The 17,835-nt window shown below is 44.2% G+C and carries 15 protein-coding genes; all 15 read right to left on the minus strand.

The features are described from left to right. Positions 1–10: 10 nt before the first annotated feature. The 15 genes from R7093_RS19770 to R7093_RS19840 all read right to left on the minus strand — a co-directional run bounded on the left by R7093_RS19770 (position 11) and on the right by R7093_RS19840 (position 17,828). A complete protein-coding gene (locus tag R7093_RS19770; RefSeq protein ID WP_047103631.1) occupies positions 11–3,892 on the minus strand; it encodes a YhdP family protein in 3,882 nt (1,293 codons plus the stop codon). A gap of 12 nt (positions 3,893–3,904) precedes the next feature. Next, the gene (gene rng, locus R7093_RS19775; RefSeq protein ID WP_005381138.1) at positions 3,905–5,374 is read right to left on the minus strand and encodes a ribonuclease G; all 1,470 of its coding nucleotides are present in this window, start codon (positions 5,372–5,374) and stop codon (positions 3,905–3,907) included. Between the two features lie 18 nt (positions 5,375–5,392). After that, positions 5,393–5,962: a Maf family protein gene (locus R7093_RS19780; RefSeq protein WP_005381139.1), complete on the minus strand. Its 570-nt coding sequence runs from the start codon at positions 5,960–5,962 to the stop codon at positions 5,393–5,395. 4 nt (positions 5,963–5,966) lie between these two features. Further along, a complete protein-coding gene (gene mreD, locus R7093_RS19785) occupies positions 5,967–6,455 on the minus strand; it encodes a rod shape-determining protein MreD (protein WP_005381141.1) in 489 nt (162 codons plus the stop codon). Beyond that, positions 6,445–7,341, minus strand: a complete 897-nt coding sequence (gene mreC / locus R7093_RS19790) for a rod shape-determining protein MreC (RefSeq protein ID WP_005381142.1) — start codon at positions 7,339–7,341, stop codon at positions 6,445–6,447. Before mreC ends, mreD begins: the two co-directional genes overlap by 11 nt. Positions 7,342–7,490: 149 nt before the next feature. After that, positions 7,491–8,534: a rod shape-determining protein gene (locus R7093_RS19795; protein WP_005381144.1), complete on the minus strand. Its 1,044-nt coding sequence runs from the start codon at positions 8,532–8,534 to the stop codon at positions 7,491–7,493. 151 nt (positions 8,535–8,685) lie between these two features. Beyond that, positions 8,686–12,633, minus strand: coding sequence for a DUF6701 domain-containing protein (locus tag R7093_RS19800; protein WP_047103640.1), 3,948 nt, complete (start codon positions 12,631–12,633; stop codon positions 8,686–8,688). Between the two features lie 6 nt (positions 12,634–12,639). Then, positions 12,640–13,077, minus strand: a complete 438-nt coding sequence (locus tag R7093_RS19805) for a hypothetical protein (RefSeq protein WP_047103642.1) — start codon at positions 13,075–13,077, stop codon at positions 12,640–12,642. Then, positions 13,067–13,795 carry a PilW family protein gene (locus R7093_RS19810; RefSeq protein ID WP_047103645.1) on the minus strand — a complete coding sequence of 243 codons (729 nt, stop codon included), beginning with the start codon at positions 13,793–13,795 and terminating at the stop codon, positions 13,067–13,069. Before R7093_RS19810 ends, R7093_RS19805 begins: the two co-directional genes overlap by 11 nt. Beyond that, complete coding sequence (locus R7093_RS19815) at positions 13,795–14,379, minus strand: prepilin-type N-terminal cleavage/methylation domain-containing protein (protein ID WP_047103647.1); 585 nt, start codon at positions 14,377–14,379, stop codon at positions 13,795–13,797. The genes R7093_RS19810 and R7093_RS19815 overlap by 1 nt, the downstream gene beginning before the upstream one ends. Next, positions 14,376–14,915, minus strand: coding sequence for a type II secretion system protein (locus R7093_RS19820; protein ID WP_047103650.1), 540 nt, complete (start codon positions 14,913–14,915; stop codon positions 14,376–14,378). Before R7093_RS19820 ends, R7093_RS19815 begins: the two co-directional genes overlap by 4 nt. Before the next feature lie 115 nt (positions 14,916–15,030). Beyond that, entirely contained in the window at positions 15,031–15,264 is a 234-nt protein-coding gene (locus R7093_RS19825) for a type II secretion system protein (protein WP_047103652.1), read from the minus strand. Between the two features lie 77 nt (positions 15,265–15,341). Further along, on the minus strand, positions 15,342–15,848 hold the full coding sequence (locus tag R7093_RS19830; protein WP_047103654.1) for a type II secretion system protein: 507 nt from the start codon (positions 15,846–15,848) through the stop codon (positions 15,342–15,344). Between the two features lie 291 nt (positions 15,849–16,139). Further along, the gene (locus tag R7093_RS19835; protein ID WP_047103656.1) at positions 16,140–16,601 is read right to left on the minus strand and encodes a hypothetical protein; all 462 of its coding nucleotides are present in this window, start codon (positions 16,599–16,601) and stop codon (positions 16,140–16,142) included. Positions 16,602–16,604: 3 nt separating this feature from the next. Beyond that, positions 16,605–17,828: a type II secretion system F family protein gene (locus R7093_RS19840; RefSeq protein ID WP_136977037.1), complete on the minus strand. Its 1,224-nt coding sequence runs from the start codon at positions 17,826–17,828 to the stop codon at positions 16,605–16,607. Between the last annotated feature and the right edge of the window lie 7 nt (positions 17,829–17,835).

Genomic DNA, 17,835 nt, shown 5'->3' on the forward strand with positions numbered 1-17,835 from the left:
ATTCGGTGAGTTATTTGGCCTGTTCACGCAGTTTTTCTGGCAGCTTGTATTCACCTTTACTTCGCGAAATTTCTTTCACCGTTGGTGAATCTAGTGGGCCTTTCACTTCATAATTGACTTGAGTGAAGACCTCAACCACCGGAGATATCACCGTAGAGATGGCCAAGACATACAAAGCAGTTTGAGGCGCAACGGCAAACGCGGTCAGCATTGGTAGGCCTGATGTGATGTCTGGTGTGAATTTCACTTCCGCATCAACCATTCTGCTGTTCATATTAGCGATGCCGCGGATTTGCATTTCCCCTGCTAACGCATCCATTACGATATCATTGGTGATAAACACACCGTCTTGGATTTTGCCCGTTCCCGTGATCGAGTTGAATGCCATGCCTTTATCGAATACGTCGGTAAAGTCGAGCTGCATCTTACGGATGATAGAATCCAAGCTAAACAAGCCTAACAAGCGTGCCGCACCACTAACTTCACTGATCACGCCTTTACCAAATTCCGTTGAGACGTTTCCTTGCAAGGTTTGTGTCTTCATTGACCAAGGTGCGCCGTCCCATTCCATATTGGCATTGATCTCAAATGGTGCTTGTTGAATGCCTGATGTAATACCAAAGCGCTCCATAAGATCGGTGTTGTTATCACCTTTCATTTTCATGGTTAAGTTGGAATGGCTACTCTCTTTCGTCAGGTCCCACCAACCACTCATATCAATGCGGTTTTTGCCGCTACTAAAGGTGATATTTTTCCACTCCAAACGGTTCTGGCGACGCTGCAAATCAACATTCACTTTGCCCACTTTGTAGCCTTGCAGCCAAAAATCATCAATGTTCAAAGTTAAGTTTGGCATCTCTGCGTGAAACTTGCGGTCAAAATTGGTAATCAAAGGTGCGTTTTGATCTTCACTCGCAAAGATTGAGCTGCGCTCTTTGGTCATCTCTTCAAACCCTGGAATGTACAGATGCAAGTGCTCTAAAGAGACCGATAGATCATAGGGTTTCAGATAGTTAGCTTTCCCTTTAACCTCTTGACTGTCCACATCGAGTTGCCAACTCAAATTTTTCTTGCTTGCTGAAAAATCCACATCATGAAACTCAATCCCACCGAGCTGTAAGTTTGGCGTTTCAACTTCAATGCGTGTCGGCAATGGAATGGTCGGCGTTTTCATGCTTGCCAAAACAGACGATGACGGCTTGCTCTCAGAGACCTGCGCAAGCTCCGCCCATTGGTCTAAATTCAGTTCTTCGACACGCACCGAAGCATCGTGCCCGACAATAGGACTAATCCGGAAGCCACCTTTGCCAACCATTAAATGAGTCGCAGTCAGAACCGGGACATCGCCAGCGATATCTATCTCAGTTTGATACTTCACATTTGGGATCTGTAGTCTTGCTGAAATACTCTCTTGGTTACCGGATGCTTGCAGTTTCGCTTGCCCAGACTCACCAATTTTTTTCGCTAAAGGATAAGGATATTGACTAGCCAGACGATTTAGCTGCGCCAGCACTTCAAGCTGATAAGTGAAACCAACATCATTGAGTTGCAAGTCAATGTCCATTTGCCACGGCGCATGGCCAGAAACAAGGTTTAACCAACGCTCACCGACATAGGGTTTGAGAGGCTCGACATCCCAATCTCCTAGTGTATTAATTGTCACGTTGTAGCCTTGCTCCGCACTCTCCCCATGGAAATCAAGAGAGATAGGCTGTTGTAATAATTCGGCCGACAAACCCGATGTGGTAACCACATCATTGTCGAAGGTGATACGCCCTGTGGCGTTTTCAAGCGTCATTGGCGGCACTTCAATATCAACACGATTTTCTGTTAAATCGGCATAACCCCAAGCGCGAGACTCTTTCTCAAAATCAAACGGTATATTGAGTTGAAACTCAGAGTAAACGGGACCACTCACTTGCAGCGCTGTCAATGCGGCACCGACTGAATCCACTAATGGCGTCGCCATCATGTAGTCACGGACTTCATTACCCGGTGCGCTTGCTTTCGCTTCAATCTCGATGTGTCCACCTTCTGCCAACTCAGGGATTCGCCCAGTGATACGCTTGGCATGAACGCCATTTAGTGTGGCTGATTTTGAATCCAAATACATGGCATCATTTTCAAACAGCAAGTCTAGCTGCAAATCCGTGATGGTTGGCCATGCCGTATCAAAGCTAAATTTCGCGTCTTTTAATCCAACCCAAGCTTGGAACATGCCATTATGTTCTTTGTAAGGAAAATCACCTAACTCGCCATACCACAACAATTTCGCTGTATTCACTTTTCCGCCCTGAATCGCGGTCGAAAGATAGTCGGTCAAGTCTTGTCCAAGTGCCAGAGTCGGTAGATAGCGCCATGTCTCACCCGCGTTGTAGAGATCCGCTTCGGCATAGAACGATAAAAATGGGCTTTGTTCTTTTGGAAAATCAAGACGGAATGCCCCCAGGACTTGAAGATCAGGCGTTGCTGCCGTCACTTTATCCGACCACAAGCGCCAGCCGCTCTCATCTTGCTGCCAGATAATATCGACTTCACCTTGTTTGACATTCAGCGGAGCTTGGAATACATCGCCGTACGGAAATACATCATCAATGACGGTGACTTTTGCTTTAGCTTGATTCACATCCCCCGATACGCTGCCCTGTACGTGATGAAACCCGGGTAGGAGCTCCCATTGTGTCATCGCGAGTTCATCCAGTTCAGTCGAGTAGCGTAAGGTGTCTAAACCACCGTTCATTGACAATCGGACATCTTCGACCCGACCTTTCGGTGCTAGTTTGTTAATAAGGTCACTGGTCGACTCTGACTCTGGAGCCAGCTTAATGAGCGGAATGAGTGCTTCAATGTCGAGTTGAGAGAGATTAAGCATCCAGCCGTTTGGTTGCCAATCAAACGCGACGTCTAGCTCTGGCCAAGGGGTATTATCGGTTCTGATCTGAAGTGAGTGGCCATTTACTTTCCAGCCTTGTTTATCTGGTCGAAGATTGAAAATTCCAGACTCAATAAACAGCTCATGATGTCCATCTTCATTCCACACCAACTCGGAAGGCAGTAATTCAACATAAGCATCATGCGGTTGGCTATGTTTGAGCGTTAGCCAAGTATTTAAGCTGACTTTACCCGACTCTGCTCCTGACTCTTCTTGCATGTAAGTGGTCAGCCAAGGTGTGACCGAGACATCTTGAGCACTCACGTAAAACTCACCAGATACATCGCGCAACGAGCCATGATCTTTAAAGTTAGCGCTTACTAACAATGAGTTCAGGCGAACATCGGCAATGCTAACCGTGCCTTCGGCTACGTGACGTTTCCCTTGATTGCTCCAACGAAGCTGCTCAATATCTAAACGGCGAGTTTCACCAGACACCGACTTATACCAAATCCGTGAATCGCTAATAGTGAAGTCTTCGAACTGACGTAAAAGAAGTGAGTCGAGTTGGTCAATGAGTTTCACTTCGCTCTTATCCACTTCAGGCTTCGGATCTTGACGATGAGAAGTCGGCAGAATGTCTACCGTGTGAATGTCTAAAGCGAGGTTATGAATGGTAAGGTCTGCAACTACAGGTTTAAGTTGAAAAAGAGATTGAATAAGATCGAACTCAATTTGGACTTCTTCAACAGCGAAGCGTGCATCTTGCACGTTTGGTAGATTTGCCTCTAAACCCAGTAACGCAATTGAGGGATGATTATTGCGCCACGTCCCTGCGACATTGGCAATAGAAACGTCAAAACCTGTGCCTTGTTTGACCCAGGTTTTGATCTCATCTTGGAAATGGTTAAGTTGCGGCAGTGTGACGCGAAGCGTGGTTACTAATATGGCTAATAACACCAATACAGTAACTAAACTCCACGCACAAAAACGCCCAAAACGGTTAACACCAGAATTCACAAATGTTCCAAATTACATCATTACGACGTCAAACTGTTCCTGAATGTACAGGGGTTCAGCCTGAACTCGCACTTGCTTGCCAATAAATACTTCGAGCTCTGCCAACGCATGAGACTCATCGCCCAATAGCGCTTCAGCAACAAACGGCGATGCGTACACGACAAAATTATCGGCGTCGTAAGCACGGTTCACACGAGTAATCTCGCGTAATATCTCAAAGCATACGGTTTCGACCGTTTTCACGCTGCCACGGCCTTCACAAGTAGGACAGCCAGAACACAAGATATGTTCAATACTTTCTCGTGTGCGCTTGCGCGTCATTTCAACTAAGCCAAGCTGGGTAAAGCCGTTGATGTTGGTTTTTACTCGGTCTTTCGCCAGCGCCGTTTCCAGTGAGGTAAGTACTCGCTGACGATGCTCTTCGGATGCCATATCGATAAAATCAATAATGATGATACCGCCGAGGTTACGTAAACGTAGCTGACGCGCAATAGCTTGCGTTGCCTCTATATTGGTATTGAAGATAGTCTCTTCGAGATTACGACGACCAACAAATGCACCCGTGTTGATGTCGATGGTGGTCATGGCTTCGGTTTGATCGATGATCAAATAGCCGCCCGATTTTAGCTCGACCTTGCGCTCTAAAGAACGCTGAATTTCGTTTTCGGTGTCGTACATGTCAAAGATTGGCTTGTCACCTTCGTAAAGCTCAAGCTTATCTGTTAACTCCGGTACATACTCAGAAGTGAATTCTTTCAGGTTTTCATATTCAAGGCGGGAGTCGACCATGATCTTATCGAGCTCTGTGCCAACAAAGTCACGCAGAATGCGTTGAGCTAAGCCGAGTTCACCGTAAAGTGTTGAACGCGTTTTGTATTTTGAGCGACGCTCCATGACTTTTAGCCACAAACGCTTTAGAAATGCCGCATCTTGAGAGAGCTCTTTTTCATCAGCGCCTTCTGCCGCGGTACGAATGATAAAACCACCGTGCTCATCGCAGTAATGGTTCACCACCTTTTTCAAACGCTCACGTTCTTTCTCACTTTCAATACGCTGCGAAACACCGACATGGCTGGCCCCCGGCATAAAAACAAGATAACGCGAAGGTAAGGTGATATCCGTCGTTAAACGCGCACCTTTCGTGCCGAGCGGATCTTTGACCACTTGCACAACAATGTCTTGTCCCTGGCGTACCAGCTCAGAGATATCACGGACTTGAAACTGCTGTTTTTCGTTTTCTGCCACACATTCGGTATGAGGAACAATATCTGACGCATGTAAAAACGCCGCTTTATCTAAACCAATGTCGACGAAAGCCGCCTGCATACCTGGTAACACTCGGCTTACTTTGCCTTTGTATATATTGCCCACAATACCGCGACGCGATTCGCGCTCGATATGTATTTCTTGTAGTACTCCACCTTCAATCATGGCCACACGAGTTTCACTCGGGGTCACGTTAAGCAGCAATTCTGCACTCATGTGCACACCTCAAAACAATTATAAAAATTCTTGAATTAGCTGATCGGTTTCGAACAAAGGTAAGCCTACTACAGCGTGATAACTGCCTTCGATTCGGGTGACAAATCGCCCTCCGAGTCCCTGAATACCATAACTTCCAGCTTTATCGCATGGCTCTCCTGACTGCCAATATTGTTCGATTTCTTCGTGAGTCAGTGGTTTGAACCACACGTCAGTGGTAACGACCACTGAATGTTGTTGTTCCGATGATACAACGCTCACCGCAGTCATCACTTGATGGCGACGACCCGATAAGTCAGTAAGCATACGCTTTGAATCTTCAAAACTTTTTGGTTTTTCTAGCACACGGTCATCGCATACTACGACCGTATCAGAGCCCAATACAACGGAATCAGGCTTAGCCAACGCTAAGCCTGCCTGAGCTTTTTCCAAAGAAAGACGCAATACGTAATCTCGTGCTTGCTCATGAGCCTGTTTCGCTTCCTCAATATCAGGCAATACGATCTCAAAATCATAACCCAGTTGAGCAAGCAGCTCTTTTCTTCTCGGAGAACCCGATGCGAGAACGAGAGATAAGCTTTTCTTCACCGCTTTACCTTACGTGCCATGCACGACGAACTCGTCGCATTAATAAAAACATCCATGGCCAAAGTATACAGTTTATTGCCGCCGTCCACAGAGATAATGGATTAAATACTACGTCCTGGTTCAAATATTCCCCACAGAATATCAGAACTTCCAATAACGCAGTAAAAAAGGCAATTAAAATCGACTGTTGCCACAAAGCCATGTTGCGAATCAACAGGAAATTCAGCGCCACAAGGTAGATAACGATCGACATCATCATGCCACGAATTCCAAGCGTTGAGCCGATCAAGATATCCCACAATAAGCCCAACACTAGCGCAGTTCCGACGTTCACTCGGTGTGGTAGTGCCAACACCCAATAACACGTGACAAGGAACAACCATGACGGACGTAACACATCTAACACACCTGGCCATGGAATGGTTTGCAGTACCAGCGCAACGAAGAAACTGACGCCAATCACCATTCGGCTACTCAATACATTATTGGCCATCGGTTACCTCTTGTTCTTGCTCTAACCCTTCATCTACATTGGACCGCAGTACTTTGTGTTGACGGTCTTCATTCGGCCAAATCAGCAGTAGGTAGCGTAAGCGATCAAACTCCACAACCGGCTCAGCCTTGATTGAAGCGAACTCTTGACGCGTATCGTGATCCACATTGGTAACCGTCGCGACTGGGTATCCCTCAGGGTAAATACCACCTAAACCGGATGTCACCAATAAATCACCAACCTGAATATCTGTGCTGGTTGGAATGTGCTCCAGTTGGATTTCATCCATTTCACCATTGCCCGATGCGATCACTCGGATATCATTGCGGATCACCTGGACAGGAATTGCATTTTTCGCGTCCGTTAGCAGCAGAACACGTGCGTTGTGCGCTGCGACAAACGTAACCTGACCAACGATGCCTTTCTCGTTGATAACAGGCTGACCAACGTAAACACCATCAATACGGCCTTTATCGATCACCACTTGATGACGATAAGGTGAAGTATCCACCGCCATTACTTCTGTCACGACTTTCTTTTCATCACGGACAAATGAAGATCCTAACAACTTACGTAGGCGTTGGTTTTCTTCTTTATATTGGTCGAGCAAGATAAGCTCGCTTTTCAGGCGTAGCACTTCTCGCTTTAAGCTGCGATTGCCTTCAACCAATGCCTGATGAGAATTAAAACGTTCAAATACGCCATCGAACATACTACGAGGCAAATTCGCTGCGTACTGAATCGGTGCAACCATACTGTTTAGTAGGTATCGAACGTTGGAAAACGTATCTAGACGACTATCGGCCAGCATTAAGCTCGCCGACACGATGACAGCAAAAAACAGACGTAATTGCAGAGACGGACCTCTGCCGAAAATCGGTTTCATCTTGTTTTTGACCTGATTGCTTCCATGATTATTGAGCCTTACTTGGCACCTAAAAATACTTAACTAAATACTTTTAGGTATGGAGCATGTTTGAATTACAGAGAGAGCAGAAATGAAGGTGAAGCCCGACATGAGCTTCACCTAAACCTTTATTCTTCAGAGAACAGATCGCCACCGTGCATGTCGATCATTTCTAGTGCTTTACCGCCACCACGCGCAACACACGTTAGTGGATCTTCCGCGATAACCACAGGAATACCAGTTTCTTCCATTAGTAGACGGTCTAGGTCTTTAAGTAGTGCACCACCACCGGTTAGTACCATACCGTTTTCAGAAATGTCTGAAGCAAGCTCTGGAGGACACTGTTCTAGTGCAACCATGACTGCTGATACGATGCCAGATAGCGGCTCTTGAAGCGCTTCTAGGATCTCGTTTGAGTTCAAGCTAAAGCTTCGTGGTACACCCTCTGCAAGGTTACGACCGCGAACTTCAATCTCTTGAACTTCATCACCAGGGTAAGCAGAACCGATTTCGTGTTTGATCTTTTCAGCCGTTGCTTCACCAATCAAGCTGCCGTAGTTACGACGTACGTAGTTGATCACAGCTTCATCAAAGCGGTCACCACCGATACGTACAGACGATGAGTAAACCACACCGTTTAGAGAGATAACGGCAACTTCAGTTGTACCACCACCGATATCGACCACCATTGAACCTGTCGGCTCAGATACACGTAAACCAGCACCAATTGCCGCCGCCATTGGCTCGTCGATTAGGTAAACTTCACGGGCACCAGCACCAAGTGCTGATTCACGAATTGCGCGACGCTCAACTTGGGTAGAACCACAAGGAACACAAACAAGAACACGTGGGCTTGGCTTTAGGATACTGTTATCGTGCACTTGCTTGATAAAGTGCTGAAGCATTTTTTCGGTTACGTAGAAGTCAGCGATTACGCCGTCTTTCATTGGGCGAATAGCGGAAATGTTGCCAGGTGTACGACCAAGCATCTGTTTTGCTGCGTGACCGACTGCAGCAACGCTTTTTGCAGAACCTACACGATCTTGACGAATAGCAACTACAGAAGGTTCATCAAGGACAATTCCTTGCCCTTTTACGTAAATTAGAGTGTTGGCTGTACCTAAATCGATAGATAGATCGTTAGAAAACATGCCACGAAGTTTCTTAAACATACTCTTCGCTCATCCTGCAAAAATATAGAAGACAAAAATTGCTCTAAATGTACCAATGCCTCGCTGTCACAGCAAGGTATTGGTACACAAACATGAGCAGAAAGCCTCAATTTCTTGCAGTTTCCTAACTTAAGGGCAAAAACCTAAGTTGTTACTGTCCGGTTAACCCTGGCTCACCACGGTAAATCACGCGATCGTTACCTCGATGAATACCAAAGGTGACGACGGAGGATGGGTCTTCATCTCCTTTCCCTCTCCAGTTATATTGGAGCCAAGGTTGACTCATGTAGCTACTTCCACAAGTAACATAATCAGTTTCCAACGTTTGCGGAGATGTCGTACTAGTATCATCCATTCTCAGCCAGAAGCGTAATTGTTGGCGTATTGAGCTACTATAATCTTCGGAATATGGAGTAGCATAAAGTTCGTCGTTGACACCTGAATCAACTGTCTTTGTTACTCCATTCAACGAACCGTCTGAACCAGAAGCTTCAGACCACACCTCTTGATAACAAACATAGTCTTCATCAGAAGAATAATCAGAAGCAGAGTCATCAGTATTAGTGATAAAGCGAGAACCATTCCAGTATTCTGTACGCAGAGGAATATTGATGGTACTGACAGAAGTACCACCGACATCATCCATTGCCATTCGGCCATAGCGAATATCTGGTTGAGTTGGAAAAGACTTACCAATATCGTCATTTAATTCGAGGTTGGTATCTTCTGAAGTAAGAAAGTCGACATCATCCACTTTATCTGCCACTAGTAATCCAAATCCATTTGTAAATGGCCCATCTGCTTCAGTCGTTAACGGAGAACTATTGGTTTCTGATTTATTAAATTGGAAAGACTGGTTTGATACTGACAGCTGTGATCCTGACCATGAGTCACTGCCATCCCAGTAGTTTAGATAATAATTTTCCACCCGATCGCTAATGTCTTCGTTATCATCCGTGTCCACAGCCAGCAGTTGGACATCAGCAATTAAATCAGAGCTGAAACTACTGTAATTGGTAGTAGCTTCGCCATCCATATTTTGTGCTTCGACCACAAAGTCATAACTGATAGGCTGACTCATGTACATGAAGCCATCATGGTCAGACGCATAATCCCAGTTATTGCTTACTAAGCTCAACCAGGCAGGATAAAAACGTCCGATATCACGATAGCCGGGGTTAACATTCATACCCAAATAATTTGCCTGAGTATCTGCGGTTACTTTCAATACCCCTACTTCGCTCCATGAAAGCCTACTGTACAACAGATAGGTATTATTGGTTCCCGCGCTATTGCTATAGACCAAAGTGCCAGAAAGAGAACCATCATCTCCACCATCAGGCTCAGCGACTGAATGCGTCAATCCGACCGTTGATGTGATCGCACTACCCGCAATAAAGAAATTCTGAGTGACGGGTGAACTACAATAGCCGGATATTTCTATTTCTGTTGTTCCATCTTCGGGATCACTGTCATCACCATCTGACACCCAGCGCAATGGACGGACAGAGAGTTCAAAAGAGTTCCCTGCTGCGGTAAATGCTGCACTACTGGAATCCGTAATACTGCCATCCATATTCGTATCATCCGGAGAACAAATCGCAAATGTCCAAGGACGTGAATAGACGGTGAACTGGCCTTTTAGTGTCTTCGTATTTCCGTCACCTTCAATCGGACAATCATCACCACTACAAGTGAAGTTATCATCAGTCAGAGTAACTAACATTTCACCTGAATCTTCCAGAGTTAAACCTTTAGAAGATTTTCCACTGGAAAATGATGGGGAGTAAGTTAAAGAGCCAACAGCACCTGATGCAGGGCGTACCCATTGATATGAAACATCCGGCTTACCGTCATAGTCAATATCGTCAACTTCATTATCGTCATTGCATGCCTGAGCCTTTACTTCAACCTCTTTCAGCTTTCCTGCGATTACATACTGGTCGTCAGCTGAAAATTTAAATGGCACAAACTTGAAAGTTGATGTCTGCGTTTTTGATGAGTCATTGTCCACTGTAACTTTTAACGTATATTCTTCATCAAGATCAATACTACTTTGATCTTTAACGCTCACTTGCAGTTTCAACTTACCAAGTTTCGAAGACACATTGCTTGTCGTAAAGCTAGGATAAGAGCCAGTACCAGTGCTTTCTACAACATCTATAGAAAAATTATCTGCATCAGGGTAAACCTGCACAGTAACGCCAGTGCTTTCCGCATAGCCATTGTTCTTGGTTTCTATTGCAAAACTAGGTTGTTCTGTTCCGCACATCAACGCATATTGTGCTGCTGGTGATAGCGTTACTTCATAATCATCTGAAGGTGTAAAACAGTGGTTGTCTGTAGCAATGATACTTGCCGAGTTATCCATCGAAATACTTCGAGCAGTAACCGCACCATAAACTACTGCATTGTTTTTTAACTCTACACTTGCTTCTGTATAGAGCAGTCCTGTCAATTCAGCACTGTTATCAAGAGTAATTTTATCGTTACCATGACCAATGATTATCAGCTCGGCTTTTCCGACTGTATAAAATTTCGCATTGTTTTTCAGCTCCAGCTTTTTCACATGAATTTGCACTTTTTGTGAGTCTGGAATATTTATTTGTGCGCTGTTATCAACCTTTAGCTCTTCTATCCAGTAAGTTCCCGTTTTAAATGTAACTTTAGCATTGTTTTTCACTTCTAGTTTTTCCAGTACCTCATAACTAGAAAATGTTTTACTCTCCTGATGATCGACAACAACCTCTTTAGAGCTAGTCTTAAAACTCTCTAATTCCAACCGTTTAATCATCAGTCCTTCATTACCAAAACAACCTTCATCGTCACATGATGCATTATTTTCTAAAGTAATTTTCGACTGAGGAAAACCAACGTAACGCTTACCGTTCACATAAGGGGCCCCTGAAATCCGAGCATTATTTTTCATCTTTAGAAGCGCATTAGAATTGCCAGTCCAAGTTTGAACTGGAGATGGAAACAACTCACAAATTTCACTTGTAGGAGGCTTATCGAATAAGAAGTATGAAAACGGCTCAACAACGTGACCACGTTCAGCATCTCTATCCATATCTTCTTCATTAATCAAAGCAACGCTGGTTTTAGTCACAGAACAACGCCTTAGCCAACCACCGTTATTACCATTTCGAGTACGCTTAGACGCCAATAAAACCGGAGCAGATTTGAAGCCAGTAACCGGGAAGTAGCTAAGCTGCTTACAGCCCTCAGTAACTGGTTTAATGACATTATCATTCAGAGCGCTAAGCGTATTACGGGTTGAACCATTACCTAGCCAAAATTTTCGCCCTTGAGTAAAACCTTCACCATAGCCTGCCACAAACGCCACTTCTTCAGGTTGATCAAGTACCGCATTTTTTGTCACTTCAGAGCGGTCAATGATTAATGAAAAGCCTGTACGAGTAGGATCTAGAGCGATCGTATTTAGCCAAAGTGGTTGGCTACCAACCATATTGTTTCGAGTTTGAATTTGAACCAAAACACCTGGTGGCTTTGAAAAAGCAGTGTTCAAACCAAAGTTAATAAAATTAACCTGCTTGCTGATGTTATTTGTCCCATCAGGCTTATTAGAAAATGTATGTTTAGAGCTCACTTTGCCTGCAACAAGCATGGCACCACTATCAAACTTAATAACGCCTGGTTCCATTACCAAGTAGTCAATATCATTCATAGGTGCATCAACATAAGTTATTCTCTCGCCAGTGTTTTTACATTGCCATTTATCGTTTTTACGATTGTATTTTAGATAGCGGCAAGCGGCTCTGTGAGGAGGTAATAACTGCTTTATTGTTGCTTTGGATGAACTGATAGACCAGATTTTCAAATCTGAAGGGTATTCTGTGGTCTTGCTATCAAAGTTAGAGCGACTCGCATCGATCGTCGGCATAACAAAAACCAGAGGAGGTTGTGAGTAAGAATTCTGAAACTCGATGTCACAAGTCACACTTGGCCCTGCTACAGTACATTTATCTGCTGGCACAGTGCCAAATTCAAACTGAGGGTTGTTATTTACTGCAGCAAAACTGATTGACGAAAAAAGGAAAAGCGCTACCGTAAGTAACGATGTTATTATTTTTTTCATTGTATTTTACTCCCTTACCCAAACTTCTTGCTGACGTTGAACTTTAGACACTCCAGAACCACAAACAGCCACACTTTTAACCACATATAGCTCCACTTCTTTACCAGGAAAGTCACCTGGTAGCTTACCTGCCTTCTGACATTCAATCGTTGTCACTTTGCATGCCTGATCGAACAAGCCGCTGTCGGGCTTAACGCTTTCTGCCTCGATAGCATCGCAACGGGTTGCAACAGCAGCAGATTCATCTAAAGGGAAAAACTGAGTTAACACCCAGTCATTACTCGATTGAGCAGTAAACCATGCCTTTGTACCCAAAAACTCACGCGTTAAACCACTTTGATTAGACCAAGTCACTTTCATTAGTGACGCAGCCAAATACCCCATTACGATAATGACAAAGAGCGTCACAATTAACACATTGCCTTTTTGCTTATTATGGAACATTCAGCACCTGCACATCTTGTTGGTACACACTACTTTCACCGGACTGTTCAAACACGAACCTCAGATGCACGAGCCCGCCTCGATGAAGCAATTTATCGTCATATTTGAAATAACTCTGAGATTGATCATCAACATAAATAAGATTGTCGGCAATTATTTCGCCGTTACGCTGTATCTGTGGGCCTACAAAGCAATATTTCACTGACTTAGATGGATCATAGAGATAGTGTCGATTAGAAACGGAGCGACTGGTTACTAAACTAGCGCCATCAATAATCTTATATGCTTTATCCGAATCTGGAGAAAGCGCTCCAACATCAACACTATGAGTGGATGAGGTTAAATCACTTAGCCGTGTTGGGTTAATCACCATTTTCAAGCCACTATCAAGCTCGGGAGCATTGTCACCAAAAAAGCCAACCACAAACTGTATATCATTTCCAGAAATCGCATAAAAACCAGAATGCTCTATCGGCATAAACATCAGGCAGTTTTTTTCACTCTCATCAATAAAAAAGCTATTCGGCACCGCATGACGAATTTCTCGAGACATTTTCTCAATAACGAACTGAGCCTGAGTTTGTAGTTTCTGCCTATCGATAGTGTCGGCATAGCCCTTTGCTCCTAACTGCAAATAGCCAGCAATTCCGAGCATGATAAAACTACCAACCACAATAGTGATGACCATTTCTATTAAAGTGAAACCACGATTTTTCATTAGTAGTTTCCCCTTATCGCAGACAGTGTTAAAGGCTGTGTTTGTCCGGCGTAAATAGTCATAGTGACTCGTTTATAAGCCGTGATCTCTTCCAGTGAAGGATTATTTACACCCGTACCGTCTGATTCAACGTATTGCACTTTCACTTCTACTCGAAAGTTCTTGTAATCACTTTCCATAGACGTACCAAGAACGTTACTCAGCTCATATAACGGCGTAGAGTTACATTTAGCCTTTGTGCTTTTCGTATACCAGCAACCGATATAGTCATCGACATCATTAAAACTAGCTGGGTTTGATTCATCGCTATCTGCCCCAAGACTTGTGGAACAATCCTTACCACCAAGGACAGTCTCACCACAGCGGACTAAACCACCATCAAAGTCGCTGTTTTCATCGAAGCCTCGCGCCAATATCTGAGACATGAAACCTTGGCCTAATGCGGCCGCGCGGGTTTGATAATGAGGGATGGCGGAATCTCGAATCTGAGGGACAAGAAAAGAGGTGAATGCCACCATCGCTATGCCCATTAAGACAATCGCGATGATCATTTCAATTAAGGTCATGCCGCGAACTTTTCTCATAAGCATGATCCTTTGGAAACATAGCCTTGACTATTGATGTTTACTGCACAGCGGCTTTGGCCATTTTGGTCTTCAATTAAGATGTTTACTGCACCGCTTACAGGGTTACCTAACAGGTTAAACTCGATTGGGCTAGTTGCACCATTGATGATTGAAAACTTAGCCGACTTATCGATAACCACATCACTGCGAGCCTCTTGTGCATTACCCGTCAATGAACATGCTGCTGTTGAACCAATACAAGAACTAGTTATTGATAAGCAAAAATTGGTATAGCTTGGATCTTCTTCTGATTTATAGCTACTTGGAAAGCATCGTTCTGGGTAAGGCTTATCAGGTATATCAATATTCGACTGCATTCGATTAACTTGTACCTGACGAATGACTGAGATGACTTGTTCCTGAAGTGCAAATGCAGAAAAGCTGCTCTTGCCGATAAAACGGCTAGCCGCAAAAAGAGAAAGGATGGAGAGGAGAACAATCACGAGGATTAACTCCATTAACGTGAACCCTAATGCAGAGCTGCGAATTTTCATAACCCAACCTTAGGCTTAGAACAAGCGAGATAAGTATACGATGAAATTATGAGATTAATGATAGGTTTATAATTTTTCGATTCGAAGTGTGAACAGACGAACAAATAACCAATGTCTAGTTATTTTGCCCTTTTGAACGACCAATCTCTTCTTCAATTCGATCGTAAGTTTCTTTATTGCTCAATGTTTCAGAAACCTGCTCGGCGGTTTGCTTAGTTTGCTCCCACTTCGCTTCGTAAGTTTCTGGTTCAAAGCTGATAAATCTTGGTAATACCACATAACCGATCACACCTAAGATAATCAGCACAACGACAAACTCTATTGCACTAAGGCCCGATGATTTACGCATATGAACTATTCCGAGATTAACCAAAATAAAGAGATAAAGGTCAGACTAGCTGACCTTTAAAGGAACTTCTTAACTGATTAACATTTAGTGTCAGTTACTGTTGTTTTAGCACCCTCATCGATACCTTTACCTGACGCAGAGGTATAAGTAACGTAACATTCTGTCTCTTTAATCTTATCTACAGTATTGTCAGTGCCGCCTGCTTTCAGCGTAGAAGTTGGGAAAGTAGCAACTAATGTACCCACTGCACCCGAAGCACTTGCTGTTGATGCCCATGCCCAATCTTCATTCAGACCAGAAACTGCCTTAACTAGGCCGTTAGTATCAGGTTTTGGATAACCAAAGTCCGTCTGGATACCATTTTCTAACGTTTGACCAAATGTGGCTTCTTTTCCTTCAATAGCCGCTTTACCAAATACAATACCGGCAGCACCATCCATAGCCCCTTTCAAACCTTGAAGAGCTGATTCACGTGCATCAGATTGCAGGTTAAGGAAACGTGGCGCTGCAGTTACCGCTAGAATACCTAGGATTACAATTACCACTACCAATTCGATAAGGGTGAAACCACCTTGTCTTTTCATTGTTTACTCTCTCTATGTAAGCATGCAGTACAACTGCAAAGTTTTGTTTAGGTCACGCGACCATTTTGGATATTGTCAAAACGGTTTGGGGCAGCAACGTTCACTAAAACTGACCGTGAAGTGGATACTGTATCTACCGCTTGAGCAGAATGACGATTCGCCATTATTCAGTTCATGCTGCAATGAGAAAAACACATTATTGTTTACCCACTATTACAGCCTGTTACTTATGGTAATGATTGCATTATACCGACTTTCATTACCAATTATAGTGATTAGGTGTCAAAAAATTCACTCCGCCGACATTTCGACGTCTATTTTCAGTTGATTAGCAGTTAAGATAACTACAATCGACTGACCATTTTCATAAGTGTAGTGACAGACATAACGATCAGTTTTGATGGCTCCATTGATATCTATTAACTTGTTGGTCATTATTTTACGTTGGGGGTAATGCACCGCTAGCCAATAACCACAATCTAATACACCTTGCTGAGTAAAGGGAGACACTAACCCGTCCTCAGTCATAGTAAGGTTAAAACCATCCATCAGCATATGTTCTGGCTCGCCTTGTACTAGCCAAGCTTGACGATAACGCTGAACACTATCTTGCATCCAAACTCTCGCCAACTTTGCTCCAGTTACTTGTACTTGTTCGGTAACAGGACGTAGTTTGACCGCCAAGCCAACAGCAATGATCGTAGCAACTACCCCAAAAACAATAAGCGTTGCTCGGCTTTGATTTTCAACCACCTATTAGCCGCCTTTGATGATGTCGAGCATTCCCCACATTGGTAGGAAGATACCCAATGCCAGCACCATGACCATGCCTGCTACAATCACCAAAAGTAATGGTTCTATTCTTGCGGTCAGCGTTTTTAGATCGTAATCGACTTCTCGATCGTAAAAGTCCGACACCTCCAGCAGCAACTCATCAATACGACCAGTTTCTTCACCTACTGCAATCATCTGAATCACCAATGGGGTGAATATTTTACTGTTGATGGCCGTCACTGAAATGGTGCTACCCGCTTCAATTGCGGACTTCATCTCAAGAATTCGGTTTTCTAAAAAACGGTTCCCTAATGCTTCCCCGGCCAAAGCCAAAGACTGGTTAAGTGGCACCCCTGATTTCAGCATCAATGAAAAGGTTCTGGCAAAACGAGAAAGCTGCGCACGATTAACGATATCGCCTACAATTGGCAGCCGAAGCCGAAACTTATCGAACTTCTCCCGACCATCAGCCGTCGCCACCCACGCTCTGAACACCGTAAACGCGCCAATCATTGCTACAACCAGCAACACCCAATAATTAACAAAGAAATTAGAAGTAGCGATCAAAATACGCGTCGGCAATGGTAGCTCAACCCCAAAGCGCGTGAACATCGATGCAAACTCAGGGATCACCAAGATATTCAATACAAACATGGCGATGGTGATAAAGATAATGACAAACGTTGGATAACGCATCGCCGCTTTAATGCGTTTGCGAGTCTCAAGTTCCTGTTCGTAGTAATTCGCCAGTTGCAATAGCGCTTGGTCAAGCCGACCCGTATTCTCACCGACGTTGATCATAGAAACGAACAGTGGGCTGAATACTTTACTGTGTTGCTGCATCGCAGAAGACAAACCTCGGCCATTACTCAGTTCAGAAACGACATCTTCTAGCGCCTCTTTGAGCTGTTTGTTTTCGCAATTTTGCAACAAGCCACGCATAGAGCGCAGCAAAGGTACGCCAGCTTTAGTCAAACTAAACAACTGACGAGAGAAAAGAATAATTACTTCCAACGGAATAGCAGGCACAAACAGCTTAGACAAGCTCACTTGGCTTTTTGCCGACTCTTTCTCTAACCGTACATTGAGCGGGATGACCCCTTTGTTCATCAATGCTTCCGCCGCAGCTTCTGAGTTCACTGCTTCGATTTTGCCGTTAGTGGGTGAGCCGTCTAGCGTGCGGCCTTGATAACGAAAAGTTGGCATTCACTTA

The sequence above is a fragment of the Vibrio sp. 1580 genome, from assembly GCF_033340055.1.

Excerpts from the sequence above, each read along its gene's own strand:
- rng (WP_005381138.1), bottom strand. The coding sequence starts at position 5,374 with ATGAGTGCAGAATTGCTGCTTAACGTGACCCCGAGTGAAACTCGTGTG.
- mreD (WP_005381141.1), bottom strand. The coding sequence starts at position 6,455 with ATGGCCAATAATGTATTGAGTAGCCGAATGGTGATTGGCGTCAGTTTC.
- mreC (WP_005381142.1), bottom strand. The coding sequence starts at position 7,341 with ATGAAACCGATTTTCGGCAGAGGTCCGTCTCTGCAATTACGTCTGTTT.
- R7093_RS19795 (WP_005381144.1), bottom strand. The coding sequence starts at position 8,534 with ATGTTTAAGAAACTTCGTGGCATGTTTTCTAACGATCTATCTATCGAT.
- R7093_RS19800 (WP_047103640.1), bottom strand. The coding sequence starts at position 12,633 with ATGAAAAAAATAATAACATCGTTACTTACGGTAGCGCTTTTCCTTTTT.
- R7093_RS19805 (WP_047103642.1), bottom strand. The coding sequence starts at position 13,077 with ATGTTCCATAATAAGCAAAAAGGCAATGTGTTAATTGTGACGCTCTTT.
- R7093_RS19810 (WP_047103645.1), bottom strand. The coding sequence starts at position 13,795 with ATGAAAAATCGTGGTTTCACTTTAATAGAAATGGTCATCACTATTGTG.
- R7093_RS19815 (WP_047103647.1), bottom strand. The coding sequence starts at position 14,379 with ATGAGAAAAGTTCGCGGCATGACCTTAATTGAAATGATCATCGCGATT.
- R7093_RS19820 (WP_047103650.1), bottom strand. The coding sequence starts at position 14,915 with ATGAAAATTCGCAGCTCTGCATTAGGGTTCACGTTAATGGAGTTAATC.
- R7093_RS19825 (WP_047103652.1), bottom strand. The coding sequence starts at position 15,264 with ATGCGTAAATCATCGGGCCTTAGTGCAATAGAGTTTGTCGTTGTGCTG.
- R7093_RS19830 (WP_047103654.1), bottom strand. The coding sequence starts at position 15,848 with ATGAAAAGACAAGGTGGTTTCACCCTTATCGAATTGGTAGTGGTAATT.
- R7093_RS19840 (WP_136977037.1), bottom strand. The coding sequence starts at position 17,828 with ATGCCAACTTTTCGTTATCAAGGCCGCACGCTAGACGGCTCACCCACT.